At 41.1% G+C, this 23,157-nt stretch carries 11 protein-coding genes; 2 read left to right on the forward strand and 9 right to left on the reverse strand.

All coding sequences use genetic code 11. From position 1 onward, the window contains the following. The 7 genes from PE36_RS10135 to lpxM form a co-directional block, all read right to left on the reverse strand. Window positions 1–2,433 (reverse strand): PfaB family protein (locus PE36_RS10135; protein WP_006031919.1); only part of this gene is annotated, 2,433 nt, incomplete at its 3' end. Window positions 2,434–2,608: 175 nt separating this feature from the next. After that, a complete protein-coding gene (locus tag PE36_RS10140) occupies window positions 2,609–11,008 on the reverse strand; it encodes a type I polyketide synthase (protein WP_006031920.1) in 8,400 nt (2,799 codons plus the stop codon). Between the two features lie 783 nt (window positions 11,009–11,791). Continuing rightward, window positions 11,792–12,193, reverse strand: a complete 402-nt coding sequence (locus PE36_RS10145) for a thioesterase family protein (protein ID WP_006031921.1) — start codon at window positions 12,191–12,193, stop codon at window positions 11,792–11,794. 171 nt (window positions 12,194–12,364) lie between these two features. Beyond that, the gene (locus tag PE36_RS10150; RefSeq protein ID WP_006031922.1) at window positions 12,365–12,583 is read right to left on the reverse strand and encodes a VF530 family DNA-binding protein; all 219 of its coding nucleotides are present in this window, start codon (window positions 12,581–12,583) and stop codon (window positions 12,365–12,367) included. 65 nt (window positions 12,584–12,648) lie between these two features. After that, window positions 12,649–13,503 (reverse strand): patatin-like phospholipase family protein, encoded by an 855-nt coding sequence (locus PE36_RS10155; RefSeq protein WP_232286566.1) that lies wholly within the window; start codon window positions 13,501–13,503, stop codon window positions 12,649–12,651. Between the two features lie 96 nt (window positions 13,504–13,599). Next, a complete protein-coding gene (pykF, locus tag PE36_RS10160) occupies window positions 13,600–15,012 on the reverse strand; it encodes a pyruvate kinase PykF (RefSeq protein WP_006031924.1) in 1,413 nt (470 codons plus the stop codon). A 388-nt stretch (window positions 15,013–15,400) separates the two neighbouring features. Further along, entirely contained in the window at window positions 15,401–16,342 is a 942-nt protein-coding gene (gene lpxM, locus PE36_RS10165; RefSeq protein ID WP_006031925.1) for a lauroyl-Kdo(2)-lipid IV(A) myristoyltransferase, read from the reverse strand. 561 nt (window positions 16,343–16,903) lie between these two features. On the opposite strand from lpxM, the gene asnB reads away from it, so the two are divergent. After that, a complete protein-coding gene (asnB, locus tag PE36_RS10170) occupies window positions 16,904–18,565 on the forward strand; it encodes an asparagine synthase B (RefSeq protein ID WP_006031926.1) in 1,662 nt (553 codons plus the stop codon). A gap of 320 nt (window positions 18,566–18,885) precedes the next feature. Here asnB and PE36_RS10175 read toward each other — a convergent pair whose 3' ends face one another. Beyond that, window positions 18,886–20,166, reverse strand: coding sequence for an acetyl-CoA C-acetyltransferase (locus PE36_RS10175; protein ID WP_006031927.1), 1,281 nt, complete (start codon window positions 20,164–20,166; stop codon window positions 18,886–18,888). Window positions 20,167–20,511: 345 nt separating this feature from the next. On the opposite strand from PE36_RS10175, the gene PE36_RS10180 reads away from it, so the two are divergent. Beyond that, window positions 20,512–21,927, forward strand: a complete 1,416-nt coding sequence (locus tag PE36_RS10180) for a 3-oxoacyl-ACP reductase (protein WP_006031928.1) — start codon at window positions 20,512–20,514, stop codon at window positions 21,925–21,927. Between the two features lie 98 nt (window positions 21,928–22,025). Here the strand turns inward: PE36_RS10180 and PE36_RS10185 are convergent, their stop codons facing one another. Next, window positions 22,026–23,042 (reverse strand): AraC family transcriptional regulator, encoded by a 1,017-nt coding sequence (locus tag PE36_RS10185; protein WP_006031929.1) that lies wholly within the window; start codon window positions 23,040–23,042, stop codon window positions 22,026–22,028. Window positions 23,043–23,157: the final 115 nt, after the last annotated feature.

A 23,157-nucleotide genomic window follows, 5' to 3' on the forward strand; every position in this document is an offset into this window, starting at 1 on the left:
GCGGCTATCTTGTTGCTCATCATGTTTATTCTTGTCAGACAGTAGGATCTTATCTACCCAGCTGCATAACGAACGTCCAGGGCCCATTTCAATAAATACCCGCGCACCTTTATCATGTAAGGTATTCACTAGACGTGGAAAGTCCACCACATCACACAAGCATTTAGCAATACTGTGCGAAATCGCTTTGCTGCGTTGCGGAATAGGTAAATAACATGAGCTTGAATACATTTTGGTTTTGATACGTTCAGTGACATCCATATGATATAACTCAACCATATTGTCATATTCGGCATAAGCTGGAGCACTGTGGATCGCGTTGGCCATATTTAATGCCATTGCCCGCTTGCCTAATTTTTTAATCACTCGCTGGCAAGCTTCTGGATAACCCGCCAGTAATAAACTATCAGGCGTATTGATAATGGTGCAGTACACACGATCTTCATCTGCAGCCGCGATCTCGACCTGTTCGATAGTCGCCTTGATGGTATAAGTTTCCCAGATCTGCTCAAAAGTACCGTTAGCAACATCAGCCATGCCCCAATGCTGGCGTAAGGTTCTTAACTCACCACAAAGCTGGTGATTAAAGGTATTTGATTGTGCCAAACGCGCACTCATCAGTCCCGGTTGTTGCCAGCAGCCGAGTGCTGCATACATACTGACTTCACCCATGCTATAACCCGCGGCAAAGTCTGCTTTAACCGCAAATACTTCTTCAAAAACCTTGGTAAATACACAAGCAAAACCCACACCCGCTTCGGCTATATTGGCTAGGTTGCCACGCAGATCCAGATCCAGCTGTTTTAGCTGTTTGAAACTATGGCGCGTAATGCTGCGCGGATTAAGTAAGGTATCTTTCAGGCTAGCGCCAATGTCATCTGCTAAAGCAGCGACAGGCTGGAAAATTTGAGGGAATAAATGAAATAAATCACGGCCTAAACCAACATAAGTAGCGCCGATACCCGGGTATAAAAATGCCACACCACTTTGCACGTTGTTATCCGCATCGCGGTTAGCTGGCTGCCCAGTAAAATAACTGCCCTTCGGGGTTTTCCATTCATTGGCATCATTGTTAAACACACTAGCGATACCTGCAAACGCAAGGGTGATCTCTTTGCTTAACTCTTCAGCTGTCTCGGCAATAAGTACCGCGCTATAAACTTTGTTGGTATCAGTACGGGCATAACAATCCGCCGCGATCTGTTTAATATCGGTATTATTTAATTCTCCGGCAATAGTCTCTAATTCACTGCGTAATTGTGCTTCGTCATTACCTTGAACAATAACCAGTGCTAAATCGCTCGATGCAAAAAAACCATTACTGCGCACATCGCTAACCGGATGAACTTGGCCGGCAATCTTAACCTTGTTTTCTTGTAAGATTACGTGACAATAGCCATGTTCTAATATCGATTCTGATAAGGAATGAGCAACGCAACTATAAGCCGCAACATGCGCGCTACCATCTGCATTCGGAAACCAAGGTCTGGCATCAACAGGCATATAGAATGGCGAACGCTGCCACTGTGACATTTGTGTTGCAATAGGTTGTTGCCAGTCTTTAATAGCGGGTATATAACGCTGATGTAAGCTAATTACTGCTTTTAATAAACCCGCAACCTGCGAGAAATACCCGTCTTCACCAGTCACACTACTTGCACAGCTTAATGCGGTATGTAAAGTTTGCGTATGATTATAAGCAGACATTAAACCCTGGCTTTCAGATAACGCCAATGCTGCTTTAGAATCTGCAGTGACTTCTAATAGACCAACCTGCTGAGCTGTGATTTGAGCTTGCTGTAACGCGAGGCTGGCAGTATGAGCAATGTTTTCACTACTAAGCTGAGAGTTTACAGCTAACTGAGCGAAACCTTTAATGCTGGCATAAACATAACATTGATTGGCACTGGCAAAATTGGTTGAGGAGATAAGTAAACTGGCGAACCCTGCAACACTGGCATAACTACTAAATGTGTCATCAAAGCTGATAGTTGCCGCAGGAGCCTCTTCAGTATCCGTTTTATTGCTCGATTGATTAGCAGTATTACTAATACCCACGACAGCTACAGCACAATCTTGATTATTGACTAAATCAGTTGCTTGCTTCAGTGCTTGGCCTAGGTCTGTAATAACAACACAGCTCGCACACTGCTGCGCGACTTGTTGTACCAGATGGTCATCGGCACACTTGTTCACATCAGCAATAAGCAATACCGCTATTTTAGCCATGTTCAACTGATTAGTTTCTGCTAATAACGCCACAGACGTTAACACTGTTGCTGAAGCGCTTTGTTGCTCTTCAGCAGAACCAATACCGCTGGTGCTGATGCTATTTCCAACATTAGCGCCTAAATAGAAAGCACGTTCAACACGGTCAATATTGTCTTGTCCGCTAAATTTAGCATCCATACCAATAACAGCTAATTCCGTCATATTCTCTTTAATATCCTATTTCGAATAGTAATAGCTAAAAACGCTGGAAACTGGAATTTAAGCCAACCGCTTTTAGCTATTAATATTGTTAAAACAATGAAGAAAATAGACGCCATGCTAATCATGACGTCTATCGTTATTATTTACTTATTTACTTATTTACTTATTTACTAGCTCAAGACATATCGTTCAAAATGTCACTAACACTGACTTGCGCAGATTTAACTTCTGCAAGTAATTGCATATCAGCACTGATCAATTGAATATCACAACAGGCTTTACTGCCTCGTGAACCCAATAGATCATGCTCGACAACGTTAAGTTGCAAATAAAACAACTCATCAATCGCCACTTCACGATATACAGTCCAAGCTGCGGTTACAGACGGTAAGCTACCTAAATTAAATTGCTTACGCACCCATACCAACATAGCCTGATAAACCAAGTCATTAGCAAAGATATTGTTCACTGCTAAGGGGAATGCTCCCTGCTTAGCTGCTGCAACGTCCGGTACCTGACACGCCAGTAATAGTCCTTGCTCATCACAACGTAATATCTGCTTAATACCCTGCAGACTGTCGCTATGGAACAAGGTGCCATTGCTGTATAAGGCTTGCGCTTCATCACTAGTACGATTCTCAACGTCCGCAGTTAATGCCGGAAGCTTAACCTTCACCACATCAAGTGGTTGAGTAGCTAACAGTATCGTCGCAGCATAATGAAATACTGGTTTACCATTACTTTTCAGGCTAAATATTTTTGCCGCAATACGGACAACTGTTTCCTGTTCTGAAACAGCGGCTATAGGCGACAATTGGATTTGATAATCCGCCGCCTCATTGCCATCAAAAACCACCCCTTTAAACAATTTATAATCTTCGAAACCGACATATTTCAATGTACAGTCTCGTTTACTATAAGTTGCTTGTGCTGCATCACTCATCCAGGCAATCGCGCATACCGTAGGTAATACCTGATTGCCTTTAATCATGTGGTCAGCTAAAAAGCGGTTATCGTTTACTTGAAAATCACTGTTAGTCGCTTTGATGCTTTTAATGACTAAAGCATCTGATAAACGACTAACTTGTGGCTTTTTTACAGCTACACCGTTTTCATCGCTAGCATCTTTTGATAAATCATTACCCACTAGAATTTGTGGACAACGGTTATCATTAGCCGCTAATTCATTCAGTAACAACTGAGCACCTGCATCAAGTGGTATAATGTAAACACCACGTTGATCAAACATACGTTTAAGCTCAGGCGTTACCATTCCGCCATCCCAAGGACCCCAGTTAAAGCTCAGAACCTGTGCTTGTGGGTGCAATGATTTAAAACGGTATGCAGTTTTATTTAAGATCTCATTGGCAATCGAGTAATCAGACTGGCCCGGGTTACCGTAGAAACCAGCGGCTGACGAGAACAATACCAATTGCTTGATGTTGCTTGCCTCAGTCACAGATAGCAGCGATAACAAACCGTCAATTTTGGTGCTGTAAACAGACTCAAAATCGCTCAGTGTTTTTTGCTCAATGAATTGGTCAGCTAAAACGCCAGCGCCATGAATGATACCTGTGATATCACCAAATTTAGCGATAACGGGTGTCACAGCAGCCTTTACGTTTGCAGCATTGGTTACATCAGCAGAAACATACTCAGCTTGGCCACCAGCCGCGGTAATTGCTGTTAATGTTTGTGCAATTTCACGATTAGCTTGAATAGGTTTGATTAACTGGACGATCTTCATCGGTGTTGGTTTATCACCAGCAGCAATCAAAGACTGCATCGCAGCTTTCTTTAACGCAGCTTCATCGCTAATGCCATGTGCCCAGCTTGGCTCATCGGTTGAGAACTTTGAACGTCCCAATAAGATAAACTTAGCTTGATACTCTTTAGCAATACGAACAACACAATGTGCAGTCACACCTTTAGCACCACCACTAACCAAGAATACCGAGTTAGCATCAATGTTATTACCTGCGGTTAATGCGTAACTATCAGTAACAACGCCTGTTAAAGTGACACGTTCAACGCCATTTTTCTCTGCTGGCTGGTAACCGACTTCAATTAAAGTGGTGTCAGCATCAAGCAGTTCATCACTAACAATGTTGGCCACTTGCTCTGCAGTTAATGACGATGGCATATCTACTGCACGACAGAATACGTTATCCCATTCGTGTGATAGTGTTTTAACTAAACCGTTTAAGCCACTTTGTACTAAGTCACTCTTTACTAGATCATCGTGATTAACTAGGTCTTCGTGCTTAACAACAGTAGCGTCACTAAAACCTAATGAACCACCCTGTTGAGTCACTACCATAAAAGTACCACGCACTTTAGCGGCTTGAGTGACTTTGCTTAATTTAGCTAATAAGAACGCCAACATTAGGCCTTGTTTAGACGCTTGCGGGTATTCGATATGGTTAATCTCAGTGCTTGCATGCAGATAGATAACCGCATCAAGTTGCGCATTAGCAGTAATGATATTATTAATTTCAGTTTCATCAACCGCGTTTAACATCACTACATTCACAGACTTAGCAAACGTTTGTGTGCTGTTCGTTGTGATCCAACTCGGTTGCAATGCAGTTACATTCCAGCCAGATTGAATTAATTTATCCGCTAATTGCACCGCACTATCACTACCGTCAGCGACGATTAAGGCGTTAGCACCTTTAGCATCTTGACTGATTTTAGTGACTGAGCTTAATCGCGTAATCGCAACCGTCGCACTCGGTGCTGGTTGAAACGCTGCTTTAGGCTCTGACGCTGCTGTGATGGTTGCAACACTGTCATGCATAAATGCATCCGAAACAGCGTTTTTAGCATCGACACTGCCCGTCGCCTTACTTTGCATATAAGTAACAATTTCTTCGAGGGTACGCAGCTCAGCTAAATCTTCTGGGTTTAGCTCAGGTAAATCTGTAATGATCTCCTGCACCGCACCTAAAATTTCAACTCGTTTGATTGAATCAATACCGAGGTCCGCTTCCATGTCCATTGCTAGTTCTAGCATGTTGGCAGGGTAACCCGTCTTATCCGCAACAACATCCATCATCACGTTTTGAATACGGTCTAAATCAATCGGGGCAGTCACTACTGTATTAGCAACGTCAGCTACAACCGGAGACTCAACTTTACTCTGCATGTAGGTAACGATTTCACCTAAAGTGCGCAATTCAGCTAAGTCTTCTGGGTTTAGCTCAGGTAAATCAGTAATGATTTCCTGTACTGCACCTAGAATTTCAACACGTTTGATTGAGTCGATGCCAAGGTCCGCTTCCATGTCCATGCCTAATTCAAGCATGTCTACCGGATAACCCGTCTTGTCTGCAACCACTTCCATCATTACCGTTTGGATGTGATTTAAGTCGATAGTCGGTGTAGCGCTAGCTGTTACAGCGGCAGGTGCACTTTCTGCTACAGGAGCCTTGCTCTGCATATAACTAACGATTTCACCTAAGGTGCGTAATTCCGCTAAGTCTTCTGGGTTTAGCTCAGGTAAATCAGTGATGATCTCCTGCACTGCACCTAAAATTTCTACACGTTTGATTGAATCAATACCTAAGTCAGCTTCCATATCCATGCCCAGCTCGAGCATGTCTGTTGGATAGCCAGTCTTATCAGCCACAACATCCATCATTACTGTTTGGATGTGGTTTAAATCGATAGCGGGTGCTGAACTTGTTGCTACAGGTGCAGTTTCTACCGCTGCAGGTGCTTTGCTCTGCATGTAACTAACGATTTCACCTAAGGTGCGTAATTCCGCTAGGTCTTCTGGGTTTAGCTCAGGTAAATCAGTAATGATCTCCTGTACTGCCCCTAGAATCTCAACACGTTTGATTGAATCAATACCTAAGTCAGCTTCCATATCCATGCTCAGTTCAAGCATGTCTGTTGGATAACCAGTCTTATCAGCCACAACATCCATCATTACTGTTTGGATGTAGTTTAAATCGATACCAGGTGCTGAACTTGCTGCTACAGCGCCTGTCGTTGCTGCAGGTGCTTTACTCTGCATGTAACTAACGATTTCACCTAAAGTACGTAGTTCTGCTAGGTCTTCTGGGTTTAGCTCAGGTAAATCTGTAATGATCTCCTGTACTGCCCCTAGAATCTCAACGCGTTTAATTGAATCAATACCTAAGTCCGCTTCCATGTCCATGCTCAGTTCAAGCATGTCTGTTGGATAACCAGTCTTGTCGGCCACCACTTCCATCATTACTGTTTGGATGTGGTTTAAATCGATACCAGGTGCTGAACTTGCTGCTACAGGCGCCTTGCTCTGCATGTAACTAACGATTTCACCTAAGGTGCGTAGTTCTGCTAGGTCTTCTGGGTTTAGCTCAGGTAAATCAGTAATGATCTCCTGTACTGCACCTAAAATTTCAACACGTTTGATTGAATCAATACCTAAGTCAGCTTCCATATCCATGCTTAGTTCAAGCATGTCGGTCGGATAACCGGTTTTATCAGCAACCACTTCCAGCATTACAGTTTGGATGTGGGCTAAATCAATACCAGTAACAGAAGCACTGTTGGCAGGCACTGTTGTTGGTATTGTTGCAGCTACTACCGCTTGCGCTTTTGATTTCATATAATCAACAATTTCACCAAGCGTGCGTAGTTCAGCAAGATCTTCAGGGTTAAGCTCAGGAAGATCTGGGATCAGTTCCTGTACTGCGCCTAAGATTTCAACACGTTTGATAGAGTCGATACCTAAGTCCGCTTCCATATCCATGCTCAGTTCAAGCATATCTGTCGGATAACCGGTTTTATCAGCAACAACGTCTAACATCACCTTGTTAATCGTTGCTACATCGATACTCGCTTGAACGGCAACTCCAGATACAACAACTGGTTCAGCCACGACTGCAACCAATGCAGGTGCAGCAGCAACCGCCGGAGAACTCACCGGTGTAGGCGCTAATGCCACAGTTTGTACTGCAACAGCCGCACCATTTGCAACACTACTTGCAACATGAGATACAACATTAGTCACGGTATTTACAACAACAGGACTTGCCACTTTGGCATTAACAACCGGAGTTATTAGCGATGCAGTGTGTACTGGCTGTTGTGGCGTATTCAATGCAGCTTTAACAGGTGCAGCAGACGTTGCTATAACGTTAGCTTCAGAACCAGTGAGTATGGTATTCATATGACTGGTTTGATTGTTCAGATAAGTTGCATGTACGCGCAGAGTTTCAGATTGGAACTCGTTATACATAGATAGAGTACGATCTAAACTTTCTGGTAATTCGTTGTTGGTTTGCGCTGCAAGTACCGCTTGAACTGTTTTAGCATAGTCTTGTGGACCCTGCATAAACTGCTCATGCACGCTTAATAATTGCTGCTGGTGCTGAACAAACTGACCAACACTGCGCTCAATAGAGGCTACAAGCTCGGCATCAGTATTATTTATAACGTTGTTAACAACCGCGCTGTTAATGACATTGTTAGCAACAGCATTGCTATTATTTTGCGATGCAAGTGAACCATCAGCATTAACGTAGACAATCTTCTCTACTTCAACGATTCTTTCTACTATCTTCTCAACTTCAACGATCTTTTCAATCACTTGAGGCTGTGGAACGGCAACAGGCGCAGCTTTTGCTTGTTTAACAGTCCAACCGTCGGTTAACGCATCTTCAAATGCTTTTTTAGTTTTCGGACTCACATACGATGCAGCAGACAGTTTCATCACCATCGGTGACGCTTTCGGCGCCGTTAATGGACGCTTAACCGCATCAAACGGGTCAATATTTTCTAACGCAACACCAAGCACAGCCATCTGCAGAGCAGCTTGACGCATTTGCACATCAGCAGGTTGTTTTGGATTGGCATTTACAGCGATGGCTATTGCATCAGATTTGTCGTTAAGAATATTTTCAACCAGTTTAGTTAATACATTCTTCGGACCAAACTCGATAAAGATACGACCACCATCTGCATAGATATTGTCAATTTCTTGATTGAAATGGACAGATTCCAACATATGCTTTTTCAGGCTTTTCTTAATTTCGCTCGGTTTATTTGAATGGACTAAACCTGTGCCGTTTGCAAAGACTGGGATTGTCGGTGCTTTAAACTTAGCGCTATCAACCGCTTTGGCAAATGGCTTTTGAGCGTGACCCACTAATGGAGTATGGAACGCTGCCGATACAGGTAAAGGTACAACTTTAAAACCAGCCTTACCCAGCGCTGTAATAGCAACAGCAATTTGTTCGCTCGACCCAGCAATAACCACTTGGTTATTAGAGTTGTAGTTAGCAATAGACACATCATCAATCGAATCGATGATAACTGCAACTTGTTGTGGGTCGCCCACGACAGCCGCCATCTTGCCAGCATCAAAGTCTTGTTGCTCTGGCGCAGCCATTGCTTGACCACGGCTACGCGCCAACATCATGTAATCACTGTCGCTCAATACGTCAGCTGCCCATAATGCCGTTAACTCACCGAAACTGTGACCGGCGGTAAAATCAGCTTTGAAACCTGCTTGTTGGAAAGTTTTAAACAGACCAACACTCAAGCAACCAATCGCGGGTTGTGCATGTTGAGTTAAACGCAATTGCTCTTCTTGTAACTTACGCTCAGCATCAGTATACACAGGGATCGGATAAGTGATCGCAGACAACTGGCCTAAACCAGCAGTACTGAATTCTTTATCCATCGCCGTCGCACTATCCATCATGCTTGGGAAGTTACACGTTAACTCACGGCCCATGTTCACATATTGCGAACCTTGTCCGGAGAATAATGCGACAACTTTACCATTGGCATCAATACCCGCTTGGCGATAATAAATCCCCGTTGGTACTGACCATGTTGCTTTATCTGCATTGACGCTGAATTGTTTCAACGCCGCATCAATCATAACGATGGCTTCGTTGGCATTACGTGCAACAAAACCTAAACGCGCTTGGTCTGCTGATGGTGTTTTTAACGGCCAGGTAGTCACTAAATCGTTAAACGCAAACGTCTGCAGATCAGCCTCTACTGCTAGCTTAGTACGCCAGTTATTTAATTCTGCAATAATACCCTGTTGGTTAGTCGCAGAGATAAGGACTGTTTGCGAGACTGAGTTTAATCGATAAGCGCTATCATGGCTCGGGCGATACTCTTCTAATACAATGTGGAAGTTAGTACCACCAAAACCGAATGAGCTAATACCCGCACGGCGTGGCATACCATCTTCACGTGGCATCCAAGGACGCGTCTCACTGTTTAAATACATCGGGCTATTTTTGATATCCAAGGCTTCACTTGGTTTATCGATATGAATAGTCGCGGGTAAGATTTTATGATGCAGTGCTAATGCTGCTTTGATCATGCCCGCAGAACCTGCCGCAGCTTTGGTATGGCCAATTTGTGATTTAACCGAACCTAATGCAATATGCTGTTTCTTATCACTGGCTGCACCAAAGTGTTGGGTTAAACCACCAAATTCGGCTGCATCACCGGCTTTCGTACCTGTACCGTGACCTTCAATTAAGCCACATGTTTCCGGTGCAAAACCAGCATCTTCATAAGCACGTTTAAGCGCTTTAGCTTGACCATCTGGACGTGGAGCGTAAATAGACTTGAAACGACCATCAGAAGACGTACCGATACCTTTAAGGACAGAATAGATTCTATCGCCATCGCGTTCAGCATCTTCAAGGCGTTTAAACGCCAACATGCCAATACCTTCACCAACCAGCATACCTTTTGAATCGTCATCAAACGGACGGATATCATCATTGGTGGTAAAGGCCGGGGTTTTTGAGAATGACATATACATGAATGGTGAGTTATCACAACATACACCACCCGAGATCATCACTTCTGAACGGTAATCCAGTAAGTCTGAAATCGCCATCTTAATTGCTGCGAGGGAGCCGGCACACGCCGCATCAACCACACAGTTAGTACCACCAAAGTCGAAGCGATTAGCAATTCGACCGGCAATAACGTTACCTAACATACCAGGGAATGAATTCTCTTCCCAACCGATGTAGGCTTTTTTGAATTTTTCGATGATCATTTCGCGATCATCTTCATCAATACCAGAGGCTTTTAATACTTTTTCTAACACTGGGCCTTGCAGGCGAGCCGTTAACGGTGAAATTTGTTTCTGACCACCACCAACACCTAGCGTGATACCAATTTTATCATGGTCATAATCACTGCCAATACCCGCATCACTTAATACGTCGCGTGCCACGATTAACGACAGCAGTTGAGCGATATCAGTTAGCTCTAAGATATTTGGCGGCAGGCCAAACTCCATCGGATCAAAATCTAGTTCAGGAATAAAACCACCGCGTTTGCAGTATGTCTTGTCTGCAGCTTTTTTATCTGCCGAGTAATGGTCGTCAATGTTCCAGCGGTCGCTAGGCACATCGATAATCGCATCAACAGAGTCAACGATATTATCCCAGAATTGATCCAGATTTTTCGCGTCTGCAAAAACCGATGCCATACCAATGATTGCAATTGGACATTCTTGTAAACGTGAATTTAATCGTTGTTCATCACTACTTAACACATCCTTGCCGTGCTTAACCGATGTGGTGTTCTTTTTAGCCATTGTGTTATTGCTCCTGTAAGGATCTTCCTGCACTAAAAACAATGCTCATTAAACGTTCATTTGAACACTAAGTCAATTACTTGAGCGTACAAGTGTACTCTTAAAGTGCGAAAAAAATCTACCGTCATTTCATTTCACATAAAATAAATTCGGTAGAGTTAATTGTTTTAAATTTTATCCCAATAGTCAGCATTGAACTTTACCGTCCAACGCCAGCATTGTTATTATTTACATCTGCAATAATATACACAGGATTAAAAACCAACTCAAATACACTAGATTTCACTTGCGGCAGACTCATCAGATCAGGAGATAACTGGAAATAGCTGATTCAGCATTATAAAAAACAGCATATTTATGTATTTAAGCGCTGTTTTAACTACATATTCAGTCATAAACATGACATTTCAGCTAAAAGCGTCCTTCGCAAAAAAAATCTAGGGACAAATAATTAATCTTAAATCTGCGTGACATCTCATTTTTAACACGTATTTGTTAGCGTAAACAACGTAATAAATGAGCAGAAGCTTACACTAAATTACATAACAACCGTGGTGATGTCAGAATTCAATCAGAATTAATGATTTATAGACTAAATACTCAGCATTTAAAATGTACTTATAACCGTATTTAATCCTGATAAAACGAGCAAGGACATGTGAAAACGTCGCTATTAGCGATGGTTTAATCGTGACAGGAAGTCACATAAACGTAAAGGGAGGCATCAAATGCCTCATTATTTCATTATGATTTTTTCGAACTCAAATTAGCTAACGTCAGATATTAACCATTGACCATTGCGGTTAACACATCGTCTGGGATCGGCTGTAAACGTTTTTCTTTATCTAAGCACACCATTTCAATGTCACCGATAACAGCAGCCCTGCTTGCATTAGGACGCCATACTTCCTGACGCCAAATAGTTTTATATTTTCCGTCGAGTACAAATGAAGTGCGGATGTCACAAACTTCAGCAAACTCCACCCCATCCTGAAACGTTAAATTAGCTTTATAAACCGCAAAACCTAAGCCACGTTCATTCCACAATGTCGCTAATAAATCACTGTTGATCACATGTTCACGAGCGCGTTCAAAATACTTTAAAAAGTTAGGGTGGTAAACAACGCCAGAGTGATCCGTGTCTTCATAATAAATTTGTACCGGGTGATGGTATATTTTCGTCATTACTGGAATTAACCTATTTGGTCATGTATTTAAAAATATATAGCATATAGATAAACTGGAGAAATAAAAGCGCAGTATTGAACAAGGTGTCATGTATTGACACAGTCCTTTAAATTAACCGGAAATTGCTTATCCAATAATGAACAAGGACCGGTTAACAGCAACCGAAACCTAGTCTTCAGTGACCATTTTCACATATAACGCTTCAACTTTTTCACGTGCCCAAGGCGTTTTACGCAAAAATTTAAGGCTAGACTTCACACTTGGATCATGGGTAAAACAACGAATATTAACGTAGTAGCCAAGACCATCCCAACCATATTTATCAACAAGGCTGTTAATTACGTTTTCGAGTGTCATGCCGTGAAGCGGGTTATTTATTTGAGTCATGTTTACCGTGATAAATTATTGAAGATTAATTGTTGATGAGTATAACACAAGAGTTACTAACAGTATTAATGACCGAACCACCTTGTAAAGGGATTCTTTTTCGAGTTACTGTTGGCTAAACTTTCCTTTAATTCGATAATACTATCACATTGCTCTTTTGCTGCTTCGTAGCCAATCTGAAAGATTTCTCGTAATGATTTTTCGTCTGTTGTAAATGTATTGTAATTGACTAATGCTTCGGGATAAATTTGCACATCACATTGAGATAATTTCTCTAATTCAGCGCCACTTCCCTGCAACGTAAATGCGCGTAATACAACGTCTTTGATACTCGACAATTCCTCAGGTTCAACTTGACGTATTGGCGACACATACACGCCGATTATTTTATCACAATCGTCTTCTATAACACTCACCGGAAAATGATTAACGATACTACCGTCAGAATAGACCTGCTCATCAATGATCATAGGTGAGAATACTAAAGGATAACTTGCCGATGCCAACAAGGCGTTAATGACGGAGCCATCTTTAAAAATATGTTCTTTTCCAAGAAGCATATTAGTAGCAACGATACGTAATTCAGGCTTAAGATGTGTAAAGCTATCTTCCGGAATATACTTTAAAAATTCAGGGTATAATTTAGCGGGATCAATAAAACCGGCCGAGGCTCGAGTAAACTTCCAAGAGAATGGCTTAACATCAATAAAAAACTGTAATATTTCGTCGATCTCTAATCCAGAACAATAAAGTGCACCGACCATAGATCCGGCACTCGTGCCAGCAATTAAATTTGGTCTTACCCCCTGCTCTAACAGATACTTTAATACGCCAAGGTGAGCAATGCCTTTCGCCCCGCCACCAGAAAGAACTAAGCCAATTTTATGTTTAGCACTACCCATCTCTTTGATTAATCCCAATTAAGTTTACTCACTGAATATTAACTTTATCTTAAATATAGGTATAAAAAAAGAGAGCAAGCGCTCTCTTTTTTATTACAATGTCAATTTAACAACTTAAAGTTGGTGAACTGATGCCGTGTTTGTTGTGCCTGATGGTACAAGTGCACCTGACACCATAACAACAATATCACCTTCTTTCGCTAAGCCAGTTGCTAGCGCAAGTTCTTTACCTTTACGGTAAAACTCATCCGTGCTATCAATTTGCGCAACGATACAAGTGCTAACACCTTTCGTTAGGCATAATTGTTGCGCTGTTTTTTCGTTAGTCGTAATCGCTAAGATATTTGCTTTCGGAAAATATTTACGAACAGACTTCGCTGATTTACCGCCGCGAGTAGCAACAACAATCAATGGCGCGCATAATTTTTCAGTTGTTTCTACCGCACCTTTACACACAGCTTCGGTAATACGCATGCTTTTTGCAACAATATTTGCACCCAAGTCAGAAGACATTGAGTTATCGGTACGTTCACAAATGTTAGCCATGATAGATACCGCTTCAACCGGGTATTTACCTTTCGCAGTTTCACCAGAAAGCATTACCGCATCAGTCCCATCAAGTACAGCATTGGCAACATCGCCCGCTTCTGCACGTGTTGGACGAGGATTGTTGATCATTGAATCAAGCATTTGCGTTGCAGTGATCACAACTTTACCTGCTTTATTACATTTCTTGATCATCATCTTCTGTGCCATGATCACTTCTTCAACAGGGATCTCAACACCGAGATCGCCACGAGCAACCATGATACCGTCTGATTCTGCAAGGATCTCATCGAAATTATCAACACCTTCTTGGTTTTCAATTTTTGAGATAATCTGAATGTTTTCGCCACCATTATTAAATAAGATTTCGCGAATTTCTCTTACATCGTCAGCTTTACGGATGAATGATGCAGCAACAAAATCAACTTCTTGCTCACAACCAAACGCTAAATCTGCTTTATCTTTTTCTGACAATGCAGGTAGACCTACACTGATGTTAGGTAAGTTAACACCTTTGTTTTCACCAAGTGCGCCAGTATTTAATACTGTACATTTTACTTCTGTATCAGTTGTTTCAACAACTTTCATTTCAATCAGACCATCATCGACAAGGATGATCGCGCCTGCGCTGAGATCTTTAGCAAATCCAGGATAAGTTACAGCAACACTATCTTTATTACCTACAACATTAATATCAGTTGTAAATGTGAATAACTGACCAGCAGTCAGTATTACGTCTTCACCATTTTCTAATTTAATCGTACGGATCTCTGGACCTTTAGTATCCAGTAATACTGCGATTTTTTCATTTAGGTTTTCACTTACTTCACGGATATTTTGAATACGAACTGAGTGCTCAGCAAAGTTACCGTGAGAGAAGTTTAAACGCATTACGTTCATGCCTGCTTTAACAAGCTCTGTTAGTTTCTCTACTGATTCAGTTTTTGGACCAATTGTACAAACAATTTTAGTCTTTTTCATTCTTATGCTCCGTATGGGATATTTTATATTTTTAAAACTTGGTTTTATATTTATAGTCTAGATGAGAAATAATTCTATTAAATGTGAATGCGACTATAAATCAAAATTTTTATTGAAACGAAATATTCTTTTATTGAAACGATACCGCTTTCATATGAAACCAATTGTAACAAGTAAAGATTGAAAAACATAGAGTGGAATACACAAAGAAGGACAGAATAGATACCTAGATCAAATTTGTTTGGATCATTAGACTAAAAACAGAGCAAGTAAAGGCCAAATCATCGTTAAAAGTTATATTAGGGAATGTTTCAAGATAAGAAAAGTGACATATGAAATGCAGTAAACACCCTATCGAGGTTAGTATAGGGCGTTTACTATAAAGTTGTTAATAGATTTTTTTACCATCTGGGCGTGTTCTTAATAATCTTAACGTCCACATGTATTGATCCACACCACATTCAATCAACGCTTCAATCTCTTTATTCATCATGACCGCATCTTGCTCTGGGCTTTCTGATGGGAAATTTTGCATTGCCGGTCGAATAAAGGTTTCAAACTTGCCAAGCTTTTCATTATACGCGGCATACATAGGCACCACTGTCGCATTTGTTTTTTGCGCTAATTTACCCAACACAGGTAGCGTTGCTTTCTGAGTCGCAAACAACGGGGCAAATACACTACGTTTAGGACCGTGATCTTCATCGGGTAAATAATAACAACTCTCTCCATTCTTTAAGCCATGGACAAGTGCGCCTAACCCTGCTTTTCGATGGTAAAGGCTACCACCGAATTTAGTGCGTTGGCGTGTCATTAACCAATCAAATAATTCGTTTTCAGAATTATTAAACATGGAACAAAAAGGGGCGCCATAAGACACGATATACAAACCTGCAAAATCAATTGCAAAAGTATGGGGTACTAATAAAATGCAAGGCTTGCCTTGTTCTAATAATGGAAAGAGGTGCTCACCGCCATGAACAATCATACGATTACGGTTATAAGCCAGGCTACGTGCACTTGGTTCTGCATAGCTTAAAATCGTTTGGCAAAATGTAACCAGGTTCATCATGATAATACGATCTTGTTCAACATCATCCATTTCAGGAAAACACATAGATAAGTTTATTTTTGCAATTTTCTTACGCTTAGCCATTAATTTTAAATCGAATAACTTAGTAGCAATGAAACGAGCGAATTTATCACGCGGTTTCACTGGCATAAAGGCTAATAAGTATAATACAAAGACGCCGAACCACACTGGCCAAAACTTGGGTAGTAAAAACGTTTTTTTGAAAGAAAGGTCGTACGGTTTATATTTATCAGACATATAATTTTATCAAACCTGTTTAAATTACAAAATATTACAAGACAACAAGTCAATTAGTTTATGCAGTTCTGTCTTCAAATCCAACTATTTTTTATGTTTACTCGATTATTTGAACCCTTTTAATAAATTATTAATCAATATGGGTAATTTAAATTACCCTACGCCCCCTAATTGACTGCTGATATTCCCTATTAACCCATTAATTTTAAATATATTTAACCCTTATGCTAAATTGCCATTGAGCTATGGTTAATTATCATGATAAATTTAACTTATGCGGTTTATTATTGTATTTAAATTATTTACTTAGTACCACATTTAGTACCATATTGCGTTGAATGGATTCAATCGTACTTCGTCTAATTAAGATGTATATTGCTCCCCCTTTCACCGCAAATTATTGAAACGTGATTTTTTCATGTGTTTTTTTGATGATTCCATATTGAATTGCAACTTTTATGAAAGTTATGTCATTTTTAATTGCAATTAAATCAGAATATGGCAAATTAGACACACTATTTAGAAAGTTAGCTGCAAACGCAGCATCAGAAGGAATTAGCTATGTGCTCAATATTCGGAATTCTAGACATCAAGTCAGACATTAAACCTCTTCGTGAACAAGCACTAGAGTTATCAAAATTATTACGTCACCGCGGCCCAGATTGGTCAGGTATCTATACTAATGATAACGCTATTTTAGTTCATGAACGCCTTGCAATTGTTGATGTTAATAATGGTGCACAGCCTTTATATAATGAAGAAAAGACTCACGTACTCGCTGTAAATGGTGAAATTTATAACCATAAAGATTTGAAGAAAACATTAAACGTTGATTTTGAATTCCAAACAGAATCTGATTGTGAAATTATTCTTGCGCTATATAAAGAAAAAGGCACACAGTTTTTAGATGACCTGAATGGTATCTTTGCTTTCGCTTTATATGACGAAGAAGAAGATGCTTACCTGATTGGTCGCGACCATATCGGTATTATCCCGCTTTATACTGGTTATGATGAACACGGTAACTTCTACGTTGCATCAGAAATGAAAGCATTAGTACCTGTGTGTACACAAATTGAAGAATTCCCTGCAGGTCATTACCTGTGGAGTAAAGACGGTAAGGTAACACCGTATTACCAACGTGATTGGACCGAGTTTGATGCTGTTGCACAAAACGGCGGTGATAAAGAAGTCGTTAAGCAAGGCTTAGAAGAAGCGATTAAACGTCAACTAATGTGTGATGTTCCTTACGGTGTATTATTATCTGGTGGCTTAGATTCATCGGTCATTTCAGCTGTTACTCAACTGTATGCAAAACGTCGTATCGAAGACGGCGGCAAAACAGAAGCATGGTGGCCACAACTACACTCTTTCTCTGTGGGTCTAAACGGCTCGCCTGATTTAGCTGCTGCGCAGAAAGTAGCTGATCACTTAGGCACTATTCATCACTCGATTGAATTTACCGTACAAGAAGGTATCGATGCATTACGTGATGTGATTTACCACATTGAAACATATGATGTAACGACTATCCGAGCGTCAACGCCGATGTATTTAATGGCACGTAAGATTAAAGCCATGGGCATTAAGATGGTACTTTCTGGTGAAGGTGCTGATGAGTTGTTTGGTGGTTATTTGTATTTCCACAAAGCGCCAAATGCAAAAGAGTTCCATGAAGAAACTGTACGTAAAGTATCTAAACTGCATATGTTCGATTGCTTACGCGCGAATAAATCAATGGCAGCTTGGGGGATCGAAGCACGTGTACCTTTCTTAGATAAAGAATTTATAGATACTGCAATGCGTTTAAACCCTGAATTGAAAATGATCACGGGCGACCGCATTGAGAAAAACATCATCCGTGAAGCATTTGAAGATTTATTACCTGAAGAGATTGTATGGCGTCAAAAAGAACAATTCTCTGATGGCGTTGGCTATTCGTGGATTGACCAACTTAAAGTACACGTGGCAGAAGCGGTAACAGATCAAATGCTAGCAAGCGCAGCATATAAGTTCCCAATTAATACGCCAGATACTAAAGAAGGTTATTACTATCGTGCCATCTTTGAAGGTCACTTCCCGGGTGACTCGGCTGCTAAATGCGTACCATTTGGTAAGTCTGTAGCTTGTTCAACGGTAGAAGCATTAGCATGGGATGAAAGCTTCCAAAACAATGCAGATCCATCGGGTCGTGCGGCTGGTGTACATAACGAAGCATACTAAGACTAATCTCGTTTAATCTTTCGTTAAGCCTCAATTAAAACAGCACTTCGGTGCTGTTTTTTATTTCCCACCATACCTCAGCTACCCAATACATCTCTTTATTAACACAGCCCTTTACTAACACACCTGTCTTTATCAATTCGTCATGCTTTTGCTCGACCCACGGTAAACGTCGATTCAGTTCAGTTACACTACTGACAGCGAATGACAACAGTATAGTAATAACTATAAATAACGGATATTGCCAAGTACAAAAAAACGCCAATACTCTGCAGTATTGGCGTTGATGTTTATTACGTTTATCTAGTAAAATCGATAACTTATTTTTCTAAAATCGCCGTGATGCCTTGACCACCAGCTGCACAAATCGAGATTAAACCACGACCTGAACCTTTCTGATCAAGTAGCTGTGCTAACGTAGCAATAACACGACCACCGGTTGCAGCAAATGGGTGACCAGTCGCTAAACTACTGCCTTTCACGTTCAACTTCGTCATGTCAATTGAACCAAGCGGTGCATCAAGACCTAACTTCTCTTTACAGAATTTTTCATCTTCCCAAGCGGCTAACGTTGATAAAACTTGTGCCGCAAATGCTTCATGAATTTCATAAAAATCGAAATCTTGTAATGTTAGACCTGCACGCTTAAGCATTTTTGGCACTGCGTATGCGGGTGCCATTAACAGGCCTTCTTTTTTGTCGACAAAATCGACAGCTGCTGTTTCGCCAAATGTTAAATAAGCTTGAACGGGTAAGTTGCGTTCAGCAGCCCACTCTTCACTTGCAAGTAATACTGCTGACGCACCATCTGTTAAGTTGGTACTGTTACCCGCCGTCATCGTACCGTTAACTTTATCAAAACAAGGCTTTAATTTAGCCAGCTTTTCAATTGTCGTGTCTGCACGTAATACGTTATCTTTGGTTAGACCCGCCATTGGCGACACTAACGTATCGAAGAAACCTTCTTCATATGCAGCCGCTAATTTTTGATGACTTGCACAGGCTAATTCATCTTGTGCTTCACGTGAGATATTCCACTCTTTCGCTGTCACTTGACAATGATCGCCCATCGCCATTTTAGTACGCGGCTCTTTATTCGCAGGCGTTAAAGGTGCAAAATGTTTAAGACGTAAACGAGAAAGCGCACTCAAGCGTTGTTTACCCGTTTTAGCACGGTTCAACTCAAGTAAAACACTGCGCATACCTTCACTTACTGCAATTGGTGCGTCAGACGTGGTATCAGAACCACCAGCAATACCTGCATCTATTTGACCAAGTGCAATCTTGTTTGCTACTTGAATAGCAGCAGCTAGACCGGTACCACAGGCTTGCTGAATATCATAACAAGGTGTTTCAGGTGCGAGACCTGCACTTAATACTGATTCTCGTGTTAAGTTAAAATCACGAGAGTGTTTGATAACGGCACCCGCTACAACTTCACCAAGCTGTTCACCGCGTAGATTATATTTAACCACTAAACCACGGATACTTTCCGTTAGCATGTCTTGATTACTTAGTTTCGAATATGCTGTATTTGAGCGTGCAAACGGGATACGGTTACCGCCGATAATTGCAACTCTTCTTACTGTTTGACCTGTCATGGTTTATTCCTTTAATTTAAATGAGCCCGCAGCACATTAGAATTTAGATACATTAATGTAACATTGTTGATACAAGTTTAAAATAAAAACTCTAATTTGGTCGATTGTTCACCGCAGTCTACCTCGGAAGGTAGAGGTAGCGCCTTTAGAGCTGATGGTATATTCACCATTGATGATTACATAATCAAAGTTTGAATATTATTTAGGTATACTATAACAATTTATTACACGTTAAACTGGTCAAGTTATTATGTAGCTTTGGCATATAGGTCATAGTAATACAGTGATTTTTAACACATGCTCAGTATCTTTATTGATGTTGTTCACTATAACAAGGATTAGAAAATGACGGATACTTATGCAAAACTCGCTAATGGAAAGTGGACATCAGGTTTATTCAAAGCGCTTAATCTTCCTCAGCCAGTTACGTTAACACGTTTCTCCCAGGGCTCAGATCTCATCTCAGGTCACTTACTCATCGGCGCGGCGAGCAACAGTGAATTAGTTAAACCCATCATTGAAACATTTAAGGATGCTGAACTCGCAATTTCTTATCCTAATAGCACACCGCAATTAGCTAATCTTAATGACCAGTTTAATGCCGCATCCCTAAGCGCGACGCCAATCAGTCTTAATGCTGTCGCTAAATCAGATAAATTCAACGGTATTATATTTGATGCCTCAGGCATTAAGACAAGTAACCAATTGAGCGCATTACATCGTTTTTTTCAACCTGTCATTAAACAGCTATCACCCTGCAGTAGAGTTATCGTTTTAGGCCGTCCAAGTGAACACCTTGAAGATGTGAGTCATGCAACAGCACAGCGTTCCTTAGAAGGGTTTTGCCGTAGCGTAGCCAAGGAAATAGGTAAAAATGGCAGCACCTGCCAACTTATCTATGTACAACCAGGCAGTGAATCATTGTTATCGGCCCCGCTACGCTTCTTAACCTCGGCGAAATCAGCTTATATATCAGCACAAGTCATTAGTGTAAAACCAGGCGTGATTCAGGGAACAGTCAACTATTCTAAACCCTTGCAAGGCAAAACAGCGCTTGTTACCGGCGCATCACGTGGTATTGGTGCTTCGATTGCAGAAACACTTAGTCGTGATGGTGCACATGTCATTTGTTTAGATATACCAGCATTGAAACAAGACCTTGAGAAAATAGCGACTCGCTTAAAAGGCAGCAGCATTGTTGCTGATATTACCTCTGCGGATGCCCCCGCTATTATTGCCGAATTTGTGCGTGAGCATTCTCTTGATATCATTGTTCATAATGCCGGGGTAACAAAAGACAAGACCCTAGCCCGTATGACCAATAATCACTGGGACGTACTCATGGATATTAACTTGTCGGCAATGGAAAGAATTAATGAGCGGTTATTAAACGATAATCTGTTGAATGAATATGGTCGCATTATTTGTGTGTCGTCGATGAGTGGGATTGCTGGTAACTTTGGTCAGACTAATTATGCGACGTCTAAGGCCGCTGTCATTGGCTATGTCAACGCAATGCAAAAACCACTTGCTGAAAAACACATCACCATTAATGCGGTTGCGCCCGGTTTTATTGAAACTAAAATGACCGCTGCAATTCCGTTTACCGTACGTGAAGCAGGCCGTCGCATGAATTCGTTAAAGCAAGGCGGTAAACCCGTTGATGTCGCTGAAGCGATAGCCTTTTTTGCGCAACCGCAAGCAGCCGGGATCACAGGTAATACCATTCGAATTTGTGGTCAATCGTTAATTGGCGCTTAGCTTTAGATAAGTAATAAGACAGGTAATTCAATACTAGAGATGAGTAATAGTGGCTGTATATGATAAAAGCCGCTACTACTCTAACGAAAAAAGAAATACTAACCTTTCGCCTGAGTATCCGCCCGCTTACTGCGGCGATATTCAATCGGCGTCATTTGTACCCAACGCTTAAATGCACGATAAAAAGTACTTGGCTCTGAGAAACCAGTTAGATATACAATCTGATCGATTGATTCATCCGTATTCGCCAACAGTTTTTTTGATAACTCACAACGGAAATCAGCTAATATTTGGTTAAAGTTATATTCAATATCAGCCAACTTAGCTCTTAACATGCGTGGTTTCATATCAAGCTCAGTTGCAATACTTTCTAATGTCACCACACCGGATTCAAGCTGTTGCGCGATTACAATGCGAACCTTATCCACAATATCTTGCAGCTCTAACTTCGCAATTTTGCGACTTGCTAACTGCTCATGCAGTGCAAACAGTTCTGGCTCTGCATGTGATGAAGGGCGATCAAGTAAATCAGCATCAAAATAAATATAATTGTCTGCAGCAGAAAACTCAAGTGGGCACGGGAATACGCTAGTATATGCAGTTAAGTCTTCAGGACTTGGATGAGCAAACGCTATTTTATTGGCTTTGAATTCGCCATCAGTTACATGCTGGCAAAATTTAAACATGCCAATAATCAAGCAATCATTCAAATGACGATTAGCATCTTCAGTCACCCCGTCTAAGTTAACAGACAACCTCGCCACATCACCTTCAATTTGAATTGAAACACTTGCCGCATCGCTAATCAGCCTAAAGTATTTTGTTGCGCGTTCCCAGCCGGTACCGAATGTTGGGCTGCTCAAAAAAAGATACTGTAGCACCTGACCTGTAAACACAGGCATGCGCTCACCCAGTGAAATACCTATATTAGGATCTTTTGAAACATCTTCGAGAACTTGCCAGAAATGTGTTTGCGCATGATTAGGTGTACGCAAATTTTTATCATTCAACACTTCTTCACTAATGTTACAACGAGAGAGGACTTCGACTACATCGATATCTAACTCTTTCATTGCCTTATAAGCAATGCGTAACAACATACCCGCATCTTGCATAATTATCCACTTCTTAGCTTTAAATCTTTATTCAGAACAATCACTTTAACACTATCAAACGTATGAGTAACGAGTTTAGCCGAAGTATTTGACCGAACTGCCATAAACCGATTAC

Source organism: Moritella sp. PE36, assembly GCF_000170855.1.
GTDB lineage: Bacteria > Pseudomonadota > Gammaproteobacteria > Enterobacterales > Moritellaceae > Moritella.

Bases quoted from the DNA above. Each gene is read 5' to 3' on its own strand.
- PE36_RS10185 (WP_006031929.1), bottom strand. From the start codon at position 23,042: ATGCAAGATGCGGGTATGTTGTTACGCATTGCTTATAAGGCAATGAAA.
- PE36_RS10150 (WP_006031922.1), bottom strand. From the start codon at position 12,583: ATGACTCAAATAAATAACCCGCTTCACGGCATGACACTCGAAAACGTA.
- PE36_RS10140 (WP_006031920.1), bottom strand. From the start codon at position 11,008: ATGGCTAAAAAGAACACCACATCGGTTAAGCACGGCAAGGATGTGTTA.
- pykF (WP_006031924.1), bottom strand. From the start codon at position 15,012: ATGAAAAAGACTAAAATTGTTTGTACAATTGGTCCAAAAACTGAATCA.
- asnB (WP_006031926.1), top strand. From the start codon at position 16,904: ATGTGCTCAATATTCGGAATTCTAGACATCAAGTCAGACATTAAACCT.
- PE36_RS10145 (WP_006031921.1), bottom strand. From the start codon at position 12,193: ATGACGAAAATATACCATCACCCGGTACAAATTTATTATGAAGACACG.
- lpxM (WP_006031925.1), bottom strand. From the start codon at position 16,342: ATGTCTGATAAATATAAACCGTACGACCTTTCTTTCAAAAAAACGTTT.
- PE36_RS10175 (WP_006031927.1), bottom strand. From the start codon at position 20,166: ATGACAGGTCAAACAGTAAGAAGAGTTGCAATTATCGGCGGTAACCGT.
- PE36_RS10180 (WP_006031928.1), top strand. From the start codon at position 20,512: ATGACGGATACTTATGCAAAACTCGCTAATGGAAAGTGGACATCAGGT.